General features: G+C 75.3%; 12 protein-coding genes. 10 read left to right on the forward strand and 2 right to left on the reverse strand.

Going from position 1 to position 15,172, the window contains the following annotated elements; all coding sequences use genetic code 11:
* Positions 1 to 96: 96 nt before the first annotated feature.
* Positions 97 to 954: a MurR/RpiR family transcriptional regulator gene (locus CP984_RS24610; protein WP_043979188.1), complete on the forward strand. Its 858-nt coding sequence runs from the start codon at positions 97 to 99 to the stop codon at positions 952 to 954.
* A gap of 165 nt (positions 955 to 1,119) precedes the next feature.
* A complete protein-coding gene (locus CP984_RS24615; protein WP_003987135.1) occupies positions 1,120 to 1,701 on the forward strand; it encodes a hypothetical protein in 582 nt (193 codons plus the stop codon).
* A 27-nt stretch (positions 1,702 to 1,728) separates the two neighbouring features.
* On the opposite strand, the gene CP984_RS24620 is transcribed toward CP984_RS24615, so the two are convergent.
* A complete protein-coding gene (locus CP984_RS24620) occupies positions 1,729 to 3,081 on the reverse strand; it encodes an APC family permease (RefSeq protein ID WP_003987136.1) in 1,353 nt (450 codons plus the stop codon).
* Positions 3,082 to 3,110: 29 nt separating this feature from the next.
* Entirely contained in the window at positions 3,111 to 4,478 is a 1,368-nt protein-coding gene (locus CP984_RS24625) for a type III PLP-dependent enzyme domain-containing protein (RefSeq protein WP_003987137.1), read from the reverse strand.
* Positions 4,479 to 4,615: 137 nt separating this feature from the next.
* Here CP984_RS24625 and CP984_RS24630 point away from each other — a divergent pair, with 137 nt between their 5' ends.
* From CP984_RS24630 to CP984_RS24665, 8 genes are all read left to right on the forward strand, one after another.
* Positions 4,616 to 5,884 (forward strand): NAD(P)/FAD-dependent oxidoreductase, encoded by a 1,269-nt coding sequence (locus CP984_RS24630; protein ID WP_078575452.1) that lies wholly within the window; start codon positions 4,616 to 4,618, stop codon positions 5,882 to 5,884.
* Positions 5,872 to 7,743 (forward strand): FAD-dependent oxidoreductase, encoded by a 1,872-nt coding sequence (locus CP984_RS24635; RefSeq protein ID WP_063604378.1) that lies wholly within the window; start codon positions 5,872 to 5,874, stop codon positions 7,741 to 7,743. The genes CP984_RS24630 and CP984_RS24635 overlap by 13 nt, the downstream gene beginning before the upstream one ends.
* Positions 7,744 to 7,799: 56 nt before the next feature.
* Positions 7,800 to 8,747, forward strand: a complete 948-nt coding sequence (locus CP984_RS24640; protein ID WP_003987224.1) for a dihydrodipicolinate synthase family protein — start codon at positions 7,800 to 7,802, stop codon at positions 8,745 to 8,747.
* Positions 8,747 to 9,787 carry a proline racemase family protein gene (locus CP984_RS24645; protein ID WP_030181236.1) on the forward strand — a complete coding sequence of 347 codons (1,041 nt, stop codon included), beginning with the start codon at positions 8,747 to 8,749 and terminating at the stop codon, positions 9,785 to 9,787. The genes CP984_RS24640 and CP984_RS24645 overlap by 1 nt, the downstream gene beginning before the upstream one ends.
* 35 nt (positions 9,788 to 9,822) lie before the next feature.
* Positions 9,823 to 10,410, forward strand: coding sequence for a hypothetical protein (locus tag CP984_RS24650; protein ID WP_003987222.1), 588 nt, complete (start codon positions 9,823 to 9,825; stop codon positions 10,408 to 10,410).
* Positions 10,411 to 10,531: 121 nt separating this feature from the next.
* Positions 10,532 to 12,190 (forward strand): urocanate hydratase, encoded by a 1,659-nt coding sequence (gene hutU / locus CP984_RS24655; RefSeq protein ID WP_003987221.1) that lies wholly within the window; start codon positions 10,532 to 10,534, stop codon positions 12,188 to 12,190.
* A gap of 335 nt (positions 12,191 to 12,525) precedes the next feature.
* Entirely contained in the window at positions 12,526 to 13,761 is a 1,236-nt protein-coding gene (locus CP984_RS24660) for an allantoate amidohydrolase (RefSeq protein ID WP_003984851.1), read from the forward strand.
* The gene (locus CP984_RS24665; protein ID WP_003984849.1) at positions 13,752 to 15,158 is read left to right on the forward strand and encodes a formimidoylglutamate deiminase; all 1,407 of its coding nucleotides are present in this window, start codon (positions 13,752 to 13,754) and stop codon (positions 15,156 to 15,158) included. The genes CP984_RS24660 and CP984_RS24665 overlap by 10 nt, the downstream gene beginning before the upstream one ends.
* Positions 15,159 to 15,172 lie beyond the last annotated feature (14 nt).

Consider the following 15,172-nt stretch of genomic DNA (forward strand, 5'->3'; position numbering starts at 1 on the left):
GAGCACGGCCGCGGACACGGCCGGGAGGCAGCGATGATCGGGGACGGCGGCGAGGACCGCGGCGAGCGGGCGGCGGGGGACGCGCCGGACACGGGAATGCCGCCGCCCGGCCCCGCCGCGGCCACCGGCACCGCGGCCCGCCTGCAGAAACTCTTCGAAGGGCACCGCCTCACCCCGACCCAGCGGCGCATCGCGCACTGCATGGTGCGCCGGGCCGCCGACGCGCCGTTCCTCTCCAGCGTCGAACTCGCCGAGCTGGCCGGGGTCAGCCAGCCGTCCGTGACCCGCTTCGCGGTCGCGCTCGGCTTCGACGGCTATCCGGCGCTGCGCAAGCACCTGCGCGAGGTGGCGCCCGCCACGAGCGCGCGCGGCACCGGCACGTACAACGAGTACCAGCAGGCCGTACAGGCGGAGATCGACAACCTGCGCCACCTCGCGGCGGTCCTGGCCGATCCGGGGCCGGTGGTGCGGGCCGGCCGGCTCTTCGCGGCCTCCCGGCCGCTGCCGGTCCTCGGGCTGCGCGCGGCGACCGCGCAGGCCGCCGGATTCGCGTACTTCGCCCGTAAGGTCCATCCGGACGTCCGGCTGCTCGACGAGGGCGGCACGATGCTCACCGACCGTATCGACGCGGCCGTGCAGGCGGGTGCGAGCACCCTGCTGTGCTTCGCGCTGCCGCGCCACCCGCGCGAGGTCGTGGACGCGCTGGAGTACGCGCACGAGGTGGGCCTGACCGTCGTCACCGTCGCCGACAGCGCCTTCGCGCCGGTCGCCCGCCACACGGACCTGCTGCTGCCCGCAGCGGTCGGCACCGGCCTCGCCTTCGACACGGCCTGTGCGCCGATGCTGCTCGGCCGCGTCCTGCTGGAGGCGATGTGCGACGCCCTGCCGGACGCGCAGGCGCGGCTGGAGGAGTTCGACGCGAAGGCGGCGGAGCGGGGGCTGTTCGTGGAGTGAGCCCGTCCGGCACCCGTCGTACGGCCGGAAAGCGACCCGGCGGCTTCACGGAATTCTCAGACGGGCTGGCTACCATCCGCCGCCGTATACGGGTTCCGCCGTCGCGGCGGGGAGCCGCCGCCGTCCCCGGGGCCCGTGGCCGGATCGTGGTGCGAGGAGGTTGTCGTGGGGCGCGGGGCTGTTGCGCTGGCGCGGGTGGCGGTGCTGCTGCGGGCACCGGCCGGGTGGCTGTGGTGGCCGGGGCTGCTGGCCGCCGGGGTCGGGGCGCTGCCGCCCGGCCTGACCGGGCGGCGGATCGGGGTGCTGACCGGGGCGGCGCTGTTCATCGTCGCGGCCTTCACGGTTTTCGCGGTACGCCGCAAGCGGTACGCGCACCTGGCCAAGGCGGCGTCCCGGGCCGGGAAGTCGGCGATCCTCCAGGACCGCGCCGTGACCCTGCGGGTCTGGCGGCGGGCCCACCGCTGGTGGCTGCTGCTGGCGTTCCTGGCGGCGGTCGGTTCCTCGTTCGCGCTGCCCGCGGCCGGTGGCCTGCTCCTGGCCGGGGCCGGGCTCGGGTTGTGGGCCAAGGCGCTGTGGCTGGGCCGCTGGGAGCAGGAGCACGACGCGCTGCTGTGGGTCCGTACGGAAGCGGCCGTACGGGGCGGACCGGCGGGCCGGGACGTACGCGGCTACCTGACGACCGGCGTGGCGGCCAAGGACGCGCGCCCGGGAGGGGCGAAGGCGGGGCGGCCGAAGGCGAGAGCCTGACGGGCGGCCCATGGACCGGGCGCGGGCCTACTCGCCCCGCGCCCGCAGCACCAGCCGGTTCACGCCCCACAGGACGACACCGACCGCGACGAGCACGGCGGCCCGTACGTACACCTCCGCCGACCGGTCGGCCAGCGGGCTGGCCAGGAGGAGGGCCCCGGCGGCGCCGAGGACCGGGAAGACCGTCGGCGTGCGGAAGTGGCGGTGCGGCACCCGGTCGCGGCGCAGCACCAGCACCGCCACGTTGACCACCGCGAAGACGCACAGCAGCAGGAAGGCCGTGGTGTCGCCGAGGCCCTCGATCTCGCCGGTGAGGACCAGGCCCAGGGCCAGCAGTGTGGTCAGGGCGATGCCGACGACGGGCGTACGGCGGCCCGGCAGGACGCGGCCGACGGCGCGCGGCAGGATGCGCTCGCCCGCCATCCCGTAGCACAGCCGCGAGGCCATAATCATGTTGATCAGCGCGGAGTTGGTGACCGCGCACAGCGCCATCAGCGCGAACACCGTGGGCGGGAAGGTCGCGCCGCCCGCGTGCACCACTTCCAGCAGCGGCGCCGACGAGCCCTGGAGCCGCCGGTGGTCCACCAGCAGCGACGAGACCAGGGCCACCAGCACATAGACGGTGCCCGTGATCCCCACCCCGAGGAAGATCGCGCGCGGGAAGTCGCGGCCCGGGTGCTCGGCCTCCTCCGCCATGTTCACCGAGTCCTCGAACCCGACGAACGCGAAGAACGCCAGGCCGGTGGCGCCCAGCACACCGGTCAGCACGGCGAGGCCGCTGCCGCCGGTGTCGAGTTCGGCCAGCCGCGCCGGCTCCCCGCCGCCGGTCAGGACCGCGTAGCCGCCCAGCCCGATGATGATCAGCAGCCCGGACACCTCGACCAGGGTCAGCACCACGTTCGCCTTCACCGACTCCGCCACGCCCCGCAGGTTCACCGCGGCCAGCGCCAGCACGAACAGCACCGCCACCGGGGTCGGCGGCAGATCGGCGAGGGTGCGCAGATAGTCGCCGCTGAAGGCGCGGGCCGCGGCGCTCGCCGAGGCCAGGCCCGAGCACATCACCATGAAGGCGACGAGGAAGGTCAGGAAGGGGACCCGGAACGCCTTCTGGGTGTAGAGCGCGGCGCCCGCCGCCTTCGGGTACTTGCCGACGAGTTCCACGTACGAGGCGGCGGTCAGCACCGCGATGCCGAAGCCGATCACGAAGGGCAGCCACAGGGCGCCGCCCACCTTGCCCGCGACCTTGCCGGTGACGGCGTAGACGCCGGTGCCGAGGATGTCCCCGACCACCAGCAGGACCAGCAGTCCGGGGCCGATGGCGCGCCGCAGCGGGGCGCTTTCGCCGGTGTGCCCGGCGGTGTCCGTGGAGGGGGGCCGCATGAGCGGGACATGCCCAAAGCGCAAGATTTCTAGCGCTCGGGGGCGGCGGGGTCCCCGAGCCGGGTGAGCGCGTCCGCGTGGGCGCCGCCGCTCTCCGCGACCAGTTCGTCCATCTCCTGCGGGGCGCGCACGGTGGCCCAGCGCGGCGCGCCGTCCGGGCCCGGCGCGTACCCGTACACCCCGGGCCGGGGGAGCGAGTTGTACGCGAAGTGGGTGGAGAAGTAGTACGCGCCGGTGTCCAGGAGGGCCACGTGGTCGCCCGGCTCCAGGAGCGGCAGCGCCCGGTCCCGCGCGACCAGGTCGCCCGCGAAGCAGCAGGGCCCGGCCACGTCCTGGACGACCGGTTCACCGGCCTTGGGGCGGCCCTGCGCGTCGTACGCGGCGACCCGTACCGGCCAGGAGTCCGGCGCGAAGACCGTACGGGTGGCCACCTGGGCGCCCGCGTGGGTCACCGCGATCCGCCGCCCGCCGGCCGACTTGGTGTACTCCACGCGTGCCAGCACGACGCCGTGCTTGGCGAGCAGCGACCGGCCGAACTCGGTGACCAGCCCGTAGCGGCCGTCGAACAGCCCCGGCACGGTGGCGTGCAGCAGCCGGGCATATGCGTGGTACGTCGGCGACACCTCGTCGGACGCGAAGTTCACCGGCAGCCCGCCGCCGATGTCCAGTGTGGTGACCTGGGTGCGCCCGGCCTTCTCGTTGATCTCCTCGGCCAGCTCGTACAGCACGCGCACCCCGTCCGCCATCAGCTCCAGCGCCATGCCCTGGGACCCGACGTGGACGTGCAGGCGCGTCAGCCACGGGCGGTCCAGGAAGGCCCGTACGACCTGGTCACGGGCGCCCTCGTCGCGCAGCGGCACCCCGAACTTCGAGCTGTCGGTCGCGGTGCTCATCGCGCCGATGCTGCCGCCCCCGAGCTGCGGATTGACCCGCAGGCCCAGCGGCGAGGCGGACGGCGCGGAGCCGGTCAGGGCGTCCAGCCGGGCGAGTTCGCCGAAGCTGTCGGCGTTGACGGCGATGCCGAGGGCGAGCGCCTCGCGCAGTTCGGCGGGGGTCTTGGCCGGGGAGTCCAGCACCGTACGGGACGGCGGCACCCCGGCCGCGCGCGCCAGGGCCAGTTCACCGGGACTGGCGACCTCGCAGCCCAGCCCCTCGCGCGCGAGCAGGCGCAGTACGGGCACGAGCGAGGCGGCCTTGACGGCGAAGGCGTGCAGGACCGGCGTGCCGGGCTCGGCGAAATCCTCGAAACCGGCCCGCAGTTCGGCGGCGGAACGGCGGATTCCGGCGATGTCCAGCAGACCGGCGACGGGGGCGCCGGGGCTGACGAGGCCCCGGGCGACGGCCGCCGCGACGGCGCGGTGGCGCGGGGCGGGCGGAGCGGCGGGGGGAGTGCTCATGGCACCACTCCACCACCTGCCCGCCGTGGCCGCCATCGACCGGCGCGTCCGCGCGCGGTGTTGACCTCTTCGGCACGCGGCAATAACGTCGCGGCGCTCTCACGAGGGGCCCCTTTCCCGGAACGGTGGTGCGGTGCATGCGATACCGGCACGTCCAGGCGAGACCGGCGGCGCGGCGGGACCTCCCGCGGCCGCCCCGGCACCCCGACGTGATCGTGGTGGGCAGCGGCATCGTCGGCGCCGCCTGCGCCGAGGCGCTCACCCGGCGCGGCCTGCGGGTCACCGTCCTGGACCACGCGCCGCTCGCCTCCGGCACCACGGCCCGCGGCGAGGGCAACCTGCTGGTCTCCGACAAGCCGCCAGGACCCGAACTCGACCTGGCGCTGGACTCGTCGGAGCGCTGGCCGCGGCTGCTCGCGGAACTGGACGCCGAGGGGCACCGGCCCGGCGGGCCCGCTCTCGCGGAGCGGTGCGAGTACGAGGCGAAGGGCGGCCTCGTGGTCGCCCTCGGGGAGGCGGGAGCGCGGGCGCTGACCGGCTTCGCCGCCGCGCAGCGGGCCGCCGGCGTCACCGCGTACGACCTCGGCCCGGACGAGGCGCGCACCCGCGAACCGAACCTGACGCCGGGCGTCCGCGCCGCCGTCCACTACCCGCAGGACGCCCAGATCCAGCCGGTCGCGGCGGCCACCGCGCTGCTCACCGCCGTCCGTGGGCGCGGCGGCACGCTGCGGTCCGGGGTGCGGGCGCTCGGCGTGGAGCGCGGCGCGGACGGGCGGGTGACGGCGCTGCGCACCTCGGCCGGGACGCTGCCGTGCGGCGCGGTCGTCAACGCCTGCGGCCCCTGGGCGGGGCACTTCGCGCGGGCGGCGGGCGCGCCGCTGCCCGTGGCGCCGCGCCGGGGCCTGGTGCTGGTCACCGCGCCGCTGCCGCCGGGCACGGTCCGGCACAAGGTGTACGACGCCGACTATGTGGGCGCCGTCGGCAGCGGCGACGCCGATCTGCGGACCTCGACGGTCGTCGAGGCGACGCGGGGCGGGACGGTGCTCATCGGGTCGAGCCGGGAGCGGACCGGTTTCCAGGAACGTTTCCGCGCCGCCGTCCTCGGCGAACTCGCCCGCAAGGCCACCGCGTTGTTCCCGGTGCTGGGCCGCGTCCCGGTGATCCGCGCGTACGGCGGCTTCCGCCCGTACACCCCCGACCACCTCCCGGTGATCGGCCCGGACCCGCGGCTGCCCGGCCTGTGGCACGCGACCGGGCACGAGGGCGCGGGCATCGGACTCGCCCCGGCCACCGGCGAACTCCTCGCGCAGCTGTACGCGGGCGAGCGGCCCCGGCTCGACCCGGAGCCGTATCGGGTGGGGCGGCCGGGGCTGGTGGAGGGGGAGGGAGCGCAGTGTTCCGCGTGACGGTGGACGGTGAGGAGCAGTGGGCGCGGCCCGGCCAGACGGCCGCCTCGGTGCTGCTGTCCGCGGGCCGCCTCTCCTGGCGGACCACGCGCGGCGGCCGTCCGCGCGGTGTGTTCTGCGGCATCGGCGTCTGCCACGACTGCCTGGTGGTGGTCAACGGCGTACCCGACGTACGGGCCTGCCGGCGCGTGGTGGTGGCGGGCGACCGCATCGAGACGCAGGTGGGGGCACGGCTGCCGGACCTCGCGCCGGAGACGCTTCCCGTGGCGGCGCGGCACGTGGCGGTACCGGTGGTCGTCGTCGGGGCCGGGCCCGCGGGCATGGCGGCGGCGCTGGCGGCGGCCGGGGCCGGGGCGCGGGTGGTGCTGGTGGACGACGGGGAGCGGCCGGGCGGCCAGTACCACCGGCAGCCCGCGGACGGCCCGGCGCGGGGCGCGGCGGTCCGGGCCGTACAGGAGCATCCGCGGATCGAGTGGCTGGCGGGGGCGACGGTTTGGGGGCTGGAGGCGGGGGGTTCGGGTTCGGGGATGGCTGGCCGTGAGGATGGTGGTTCGCGTTCGGGGGCGGCTGGCCGTGAGGACGGCGGTTCGGCTGCGGGGACGGCTGCCGGTCAGGACGGCGGCTGGACCGTTCACGTGCTGCAAGGCCCCGCCGACGCCCCCGCCCGTACGCCGTACACCCTGCACGCTGACGCGCTGGTCCTGTGCACCGGCGCGTACGACCGGGCGCTGCCGTTCCCCGGCTGGGACCTGCCGGGCGTCGTCACGGCGGGCGCGGCGCAGGCGCTCGCCAAGGGGCAGCGGACGGCGATCGGCCGCCGGGTGGTGGTCTCCGGCACCGGGCCGTTCCTGCTGCCGGTCACCTCGTCGCTGCTCAGCGTGGGCACACGCGTCCTAGGCGTATACGAGGCCGGTACGCCCGCCGCCTGGCTGCGCGCGCCCGTCGCCGCGCTCCGGGACGGCGGGGGCAAGTTCCCCGAACTCCTCGCGTACGCCGCCACCCTGGCGCGGCACCGCGTCCCCTACCGGCCCCGCCGGGCCGTCGTCGCCGCCCACGGACGGGACCGCGTCGAGGCGGTGACGGTGGCCCGCCTCGCACCGGACTGGAGCGTCGTGCCCGGTACCGAGCACCGCATCGAGGACGTGGACGCCCTCTGCGTCGGCTACGGCTTCACGCCGCAGCTGGAACTCGCCCTCGCCGCCGGATGCGCGCTGCGCGACGGCGCCTGGGTCGCGGTCGGGCCCGCGCAGCAGACCTCCGTACCCGGCGTGTACGCGGCGGGCGAGCCCACCGGCATCGGCGGCGCGGCGCTCGCGGCGGCCGAAGGCGAGCTGGCGGGGCTGGCGGCGGCACGGTGGGCCGGCGCGCCGTCCGGTACGGCGCGGCGCGCCCCGGCCGTCCGGCGGCGGGTCCTCGCGGGCCGCCGCTTCGCCCGGCTGCTCGCCGCGACCCACCCCGTACGCCCCGGGTGGCGCACCTGGCCCGACGCGGAGACGCTCGTCTGCCGCTGCGAGGAGGTGCCGTACGGGCAGGTGCGTACCGATCTCCTGTCCGCCGACGGCATGCGGACGTTCAAGCTCGCCACCCGCGTCGGGCTGGGCCCCTGCCAGGGCCGGATCTGCGCCCGCAACGCGGCCGGCCTCTGCGGCCCGGACGCCCTGCCCGACCCGCAGACGGCCGACCGCCGTCCGATCGCCCAGCCGGTACGGCTCGCGGACCTGGCCGCGGCGGGGGCGGAAGCGGCAGGTACGGACGCGGCGAGCACCGATGCGGCAGGTACGGGCGCGGCGAGCACCGATGCGGCCGGGCCCGACCCCGTACCCGAGCCTCCCTCCGGCCCCGCACCCACCCAGCCCTGAACCCCGTCCAGTCCCGACCCCACCCCGACCACCCCGCCGTACCGAGAGGACCCGCCATGACGGATTCCGCCACGCCGCAGTCCCGTACGTCCCTGACCGGCGTCATCGTCGCCACCGCCCTCCCGTACGCCGAGGACGGCTCCGCGCCCGCCGGGCTGCGGCCCGACCTCGACCGGTACGCCGACCACTGCCGCTGGCTCGTCGACAACGGCTGTCACGGCGTCGGGCCGAACGGTTCGCTCGGCGAGTACTCCTCCCTCACCGACGGCGAACGGCGCGCCGTGGCCCGTACGGCCGTCGCGGCGGTGGGGCAGGACGCGCTGGTCGTGGCCGGTGTGCACGGGGCCGGTGCGCACCAGGCGCGGTACTGGGCGGAGCTGGCGGCCGAGGACGGCGCGGACGGCGTGCTGTGCCTGCCGCCCACCCTCTACCGCGCCAACACCGGCGAGATCGTGCGGCACTTCGAGGAGGTCGCGGCCGTCGGGCTGCCGGTGATGGTCTACAACAACCCGCTCGACACCAAGATCGACCTCACACCGGAGATCCTGCGGGAGGTCGCTGCGATCGACGGGGTGGTGGCCGTCAAGGAGTTCTCCGGCGACATCCGCCGGGTGCTGCACATCAAGGAGCAGGCCCCCGGCCTGGAGGTGGTCGCGGGCGCCGACGACCTGGTGCTGGAGGCGCTGCTCATGGGCGCCACCGGCTGGTTCGCAGGCTTCCCCAACGTCTTCCCCGCCGAGTCCGTACGCCTCTACGACCTGGCCCTGGAAGGGCGCGTCGCCGAGGCGCGGGAGCTGTACGAGCCGCTGGTCGCCGCGTTCCGCTGGGACTCGCGCACCGAGTTCGTGCAGGCCATCAAGCGTGGGATGGACCTCGTCGGGCGCTACGGAGGGCCCTGCCGGCCGCCGCGCGGACCGCTGCTCCCGGACCAGCGGCGGCAACTGGACGCGGACATGCGCGGCGCCGTCCAGGCGCTGGAGGCCTGGGTGAAAGCGGCCGGGTGATGACGTCCGAGGTCCGGGGTTCTTTCACCGCGCGCAGCGTGCGCACCTTCGGCGCCGTGGACTCGCACACCGAGGGCATGCCGACGCGCGTCATCACGGACGGCGTCGGCACCATCCCCGGCGCGACCATGGCCGAACGCCGCCGGTACTTCATGGAGCACCTCGACCCGATCCGCCAACTGCTGGTGAACGAACCGCGCGGGCACGCCGCGATGAGCGGGGCGATCCTGCAACCGCCGACCCGGCCCGACGCGGACTGGGGCGTCGTCTACATCGAGGTCTCCGGCTGTCTGCCGATGTGCGGGCACGGCACGATCGGTGTCGCGACGGTCCTGGTGGAAACGGGCCTGGTGGAGGTCACCGAGCCGGTCACCACCGTACGGCTGGACACCCCGGCCGGGCTGGTCGCGGCCCGGGTCGCGGTGCGCGACGGGCGCGCCGAGCACGTCACGATCCGCAACGTGCCCTCGTACGCGCACGAACTGGACGCCGTGGTGAAGGTGCCGGGCCACGGCGAGGTCCGCTACGACCTGGCGTACGGCGGCAACTTCTACGCGATCACCCCGCTCGCCGCGCTGGGCATCCCGTTCGACGCCGCCCACCTGGACGACATCATCGCGGCGGGCCTGGCCGTGATGGCCGCGGTCGACGAACGGGACCGGCCCGTCCACCCCACCGACCCGGCCATCTCCGGCTGCCACCATGTCCAGTTCACGGCCCCCGGCACGCTGGGCCCGGACGGCTCCGACTCCCGTAACGCCATGGTCATCCACCCCGGCTGGCTCGACCGTTCGCCCTGCGGCACCGGCACCAGCGCCCGCATGGCCCAGCTGCACGCGCGCGGCGAACTCCCCCTCGGCCGGCCCTTCGTCAACGAATCCCTGATCGGCACCCGCTTCCGGGGCCGCCTGGTGGGCACGGACCGGGTCGGCGGGCGGCCCGCCGTCGTGCCGACGGTGACCGGCCGCGCCTGGATCACGGGCACGGCCCGGTACGTCCTCGATCCGTCCGATCCGTTCCCGCGGGGGTTCGTGCTGTAAAGGTGGTGAGGCCACGTACAGGTGAAGGGAAAGCTGTGTCGACGAAGAAAACGGCAGGGGCGGGTCAGGGGCGCGGACTGCGGGGGCTGGGGCTTCTCGCCGTACCGCTCGCGGTGCTGGCGCTGCACGCCGGTACGGGGGCGGCCGTGGCGCAGTCCCACCTCGTCGGGGATGCGGCGGCAGGCGCCCCGGCTTCCGCCCCGGCCGTACGGATCACCGAGGGCCAGGTCCGGGAGACCGGCCCCGGCGGCACGCTGCTCTACCCGAGCGTGACCAGCTGCCTGACCGTGACGGTCCGCCTGGCAGACGGCGGTCTGGTCGGCGCGCACGCCAGCTTGTTCCAGGTGCCGGGGGAGTACCGCTCCGACCGCATCCTCGGCGCCCTGCGGGACCGGGTGGGCGGCCGGGGCGTGACGGCGGTCGAGGTCAGGGGCGCGGTCGGCGCCTGGCACCCCGGCTACTTCACGAAGGCCGTGGAGAGCTACGGGGACGGCGAGGCCGTTCCGTACCCGACGCGTCCGGACCCGGAGGGCCTGGCGGCGGCGGTGGCGGACGGCCTGGGGCAGCCGCGCGCCAAGGTCACGGTGACGGACGTGCCGGACGGGGACCAGACGGTGCGCTGAGCATCTGGTGGAAGGGGCGGGGCGGCGAACACCCCGCCCCGACCTGTTGACTAGGCATATTCAACACCCCAAGATGTGAATAGCTCGATCCATTCGCATCGACGTCAGGGAGGCACGGCCCATGTCAGGACCGCGACCCGTGCGGGCACCGCGCGGTACGGAACTGAGCGCCCGGGGATGGCAGCAGGAAGCCGCGCTGCGCATGCTGCAGAACAACCTCGACCCGGAGGTCGCCGAGCACCCCGACCAGCTCGTCGTCTACGGCGGCACCGGCAAGGCCGCCCGCGACTGGCGCTCCTTCGACGCGATGGTGCGCACGCTCACCACGCTCAAGCAGGACGAGACGATGCTCGTCCAGTCGGGCCGGCCGGTCGGCGTCATGCAGACGCACGAATGGGCGCCGCGGGTGCTGATCGCCAACTCCAACCTGGTGGGCGACTGGGCCAACTGGGAGGAGTTCCGGCGCCTGGAGGCGCTGGGCCTGACCATGTACGGCCAGATGACGGCCGGTTCGTGGATCTACATCGGCACGCAGGGCATCCTCCAGGGCACGTACGAGACGTTCGCCGCCGTCGCCGCGAAGCGGTTCAACGGCTCGCTCGCCGGGACGATCACGCTCACCGCCGGGCTCGGCGGCATGGGCGGCGCCCAGCCGCTCGCCGTCACGATGAACGGCGGCGTCGCGATCTGTATCGACTGCGACCCGCGCGCCATCGAGCGGCGCATCGAGCACCGCTACCTGGACGTCAAGGCCGACAGTCTCCAGCACGCGCTCCAGCTCGCCGTAGAGGCCCGCGACCAGCGCAAGCCGCTGTCCATCGGCCTCCTCGGCAACGCCGCCGAGCTGCTGCCGCGCATGCTCGCCGACGGCGCGCCGATCGACATCGTCACCGACCAGACCTCCGCCCACGACCCGCTGTCGTACCTCCCACTGGGCATCGACTTCGCGGACATGGCCACCTACGCGGCCGAGCAGCCCGCCGACTTCACCCGCCGCGCCCGCGAGTCGATGGCCCGGCACGTCGAGGCCATGGTCGGCTTCATGGACGCCGGGGCCGAGGTCTTCGACTACGGCAACTCCATCCGCGGCGAGGCGGAACTCGCCGGATACAAGCGGGCGTTCGCCTTCCCCGGCTTCGTGCCCGCCTACATCCGGCCGCTGTTCGCCGAGGGCAAGGGCCCGTTCCGCTGGGCAGCGCTGTCCGGCGACCCCAAGGACATCGCCGCCACCGACCGGGCGATCCTCGACCTCTTCCCGGAGAACGAGTCCCTCGCCCGGTGGATCAAGCTGGCCGGCGAGCGGGTGCACTTCCAGGGCCTGCCCGCCCGGATCTGCTGGCTCGGCTACGGCGAGCGCGACAAGGCGGGCGAGCGCTTCAACGACATGGTCGCCGACGGCACCCTCCAGGCCCCGCTGGCCATCGGCCGCGACCACCTGGACTGCGGCTCGGTGGCCTCCCCGTACCGGGAGACCGAGGCGATGCTCGACGGCTCCGACGCCATCGCCGACTGGCCACTGCTGAACGCCATGGTCAACGTCGCCTCCGGCGCCTCGTGGGTGTCCCTGCACCACGGCGGCGGCGTCGGCATGGGCCGCTCCATCCACGCCGGCCAGGTCACGGTCGCCGACGGCACCCCGCTGGCGGGCGAGAAGATCCGCCGCGTCCTGACCAACGACCCCGGCATGGGCGTCATCCGCCACGTCGACGCCGGATACGAGCGCGCCGACGAGGTCGCGGCCGAACGCGGCGTGCGCATCCCGATGCGGGAGGGCGAGTGAGCTCGTCGGAGATGGGCGGCTCGGGGGCGGGCGGTCCGGAGATGGGCGGCTCGGGGGCGGGCGGTCCGGAGATGGGCGGCTCGGGGGCGGGTGGTCCGGAGGCGGGCGGCTCGGGGGCGGGTGGTCCGGAGGCGGGCGGCTCGGCGGATGCGGACAGGCCGGCGGCGGGCGCGGCTGGTACGGGCGGTGCGTCCTTTCGCGAGATGCGGCGGGACGCCTCGGCGGGGGTGGGCGGCTCGGCGAGGGCGGGAAGGCCGGCGGATGCGGACAGGCCGGCGGATGCGGACACGCCGGCGGCGGGCGCGGCCGGTGCGGGCGGGGCGTCCTTTCACGCCATGTGGCGTGACCTTGCCGCCATCGGCCGCCACTCCGGAACCGGCGGCTACCGCCGCTACGCCTGGACCGGCGCGGACGCCGACTGCCGGGCCTGGTTCGCGGACCAGGCCCGCGCCCGCGGACTGGCCTACGAGGTGGACCGCAACGGCAACCAGTGGGCCTGGCTCGGTGCGGCGTCCGCCGCGGACGTGGCCGCCGGCGACGCCGTGGTCACCGGCTCCCACCTGGACTCCGTCCCGGACGGCGGCGCCTTCGACGGGCCGCTCGGCGTCGTGTCCTCCTTCGCCGCGCTCGACGAACTCCGCCGCCGGGGCGCCACGCCCACCAGGCCGCTGGCCGTCGTCAACTTCGGTGACGAGGAGGGCGCCCGCTTCGGCCTGGCCTGCGTCGGCTCCCGGCTCAGCGCCGGACAGCTCACCGTGGAGCGGGCCCGCGAACTGCGGGACGCCGACGGCACGACGCTGCCCCGGGCGATGGAGCAGGCCGGCTACGACCCGGACGCCATCGGCCCGGACCCCGACCGGCTCTCCCGCATCGGCGCGTTCGTCGAGCTGCACGTCGAGCAGGGCAGGGCGCTCGACCTGACCGGCGACCCCGTCGGCATCGCCTCCGCCATCTGGCCGCACGGCCGCTGGCGGTTCGACTTCCACGGCGAGGCCAACCACGCCGGCACCACCCGGCTGGCGGACCGGCGCGACCCGATGCTCACCTACGCGGCGACCGTGCTCGCCGCCCGCGAGCACGCCGAACTGGCCGGTGCGCTGGCGACCTTCGGCAAGATCAGCGTCGAGCCGAACGGCGTGAACGCCATCCCGTCGCTGGTCCGCGGCTGGCTGGACTCCCGCGCCGCCGACCAGGAGACGCTGGACACCGTCGTCGCCGCCATCGAGCGGGCGGCCACCGAGCGCGCCGCGCGCGACGGCGTCGACGTGCGGGTCACCCGGGAATCCTTCACTCCCGTCGTCGAATTCGGGCACGCCCTGCGGGACGAGCTGGCCAAGATCCTCGGCCGGGCGGCGGACGGCCGTCCGGGCGGCGCCCGCGAGGTGCCCGTACTCGGCACCGGCGCCGGACACGACGCGGGTATTTTGTCCGCAACCGTCCCCACCGCCATGCTGTTCGTACGCAACCCCACCGGCGTCTCGCACTCGCCCGCCGAACACGCGGCCGAGGACGACTGCGTCGCCGGGGTGACCGCACTCGCCGACGTACTGGAGGGCCTGGCGTGCAGGTGACGCCGCAGGAACCCGCACCGACCCCGCGACCCGGCGACGGGCCGCGGCCGTCCGCCCCGAAGACGTACTGGCTGGAACACGCCTGGCTCGGCACCCACGTCGAGCCGGGCGTGGCCGTGGACGTGGACCCGGCGGAAGGCCGCATCGCCGCCGTACGGACCGAGGTCCCGGCACCGCCGCCCGGCGCCGTCGCCCTGCGGGGCCTGACGCTCCCCGGACTGGCCAACGCCCACTCGCACGCCTTCCACCGGGCGCTGCGCGGCACCGTCCAGGTCGGCTCGGGCACCTTCTGGACCTGGCGCGAGGTGATGTACCAGGTCGCCTCCCAGCTCACCCCCGACTCCTACTACGCCCTCGCGCGGGCCGTCTACGCGGAGATGGCGCTGACCGGCATCACCTGCGTCGGCGAATTCCACTACCTCCACCACGGTCCCGGCGGCACCCGCTACGCCGACCCCAACGCGATGGGCGAAGCCCTGATCGCCGCCGCCGACGAGGCCGGCATCCGCATCACCCTGCTCGACACCGCCTACCTCTCCTCCGGCTTCGGCGCCGAGCCCAACCACCACCAGCTGCGCTTCTCCGACGGCACCGCCGACGCCTGGGCCGAGCGCGCGTCCGCCCTGAAGGAGGGCAGGCCGCACGCCCGTATCGGCGCGGCCGTGCACTCCGTACGCGCCGTGCCCGCCGACCAGCTGGGCACGGTCGCGGAGTGGGCCGGGCAGCGGCAGGCACCACTGCACGTCCACCTCTCCGAGCAGACCGCCGAGAACGACGCCTGCCGCGAGGCGCACGGCCGCACACCCACCCAACTGCTCGCCGAGCACGGCGTCCTCGGCCGTCGCACCACCGCCGTGCACGCCACCCACCTCACCGGCGAGGACGTACGGCTGCTGGGCGCCGCCACCACCGGGGTGTGCATGTGCCCCACCACCGAGCGCGACCTCGCCGACGGCATCGGCCCCGCCGTCCAGCTCCAGGCCGCCGGCAGCCCCCTGTCGCTCGGCAGCGACAGCCACGCCGTCATCGACCTCTTCGAAGAGGCCCGCGCGATGGAGCTGGACGAACGGCTGCGCACCCGCACCCGCGGCCACTGGACGGCCGCCGCCCTGCTGCGCGCCGCCACCGCCGACGGCCACGCCGCGCTGGGCTGGCACGAGGCCGGCGCCATCGAGCGCGGCGCGCTCGCCGACCTCACCACGATCGCACTGGACTCCGTACGCACCGCGGGCCCACGGCCCAGGCTGGGCGCCGAGACGGCCGTATTCGCCGCCTCCGGGGCGGATGTGCGCCATACGGTCGTCGGCGGCCGTCAGGTCGTACGCGACGGAGTCCACACGCTCGTGCCCGACGTCCCCACCGCACTGGCCGAGGCCATCGAAGCCGTACGCGGCTGAACCCGCGGCCGAAG

Origin of the sequence: Streptomyces rimosus, assembly GCF_008704655.1 — a bacterium.
Taxonomy (GTDB): Bacteria; Actinomycetota; Actinomycetes; order Streptomycetales; family Streptomycetaceae; genus Streptomyces; species Streptomyces rimosus.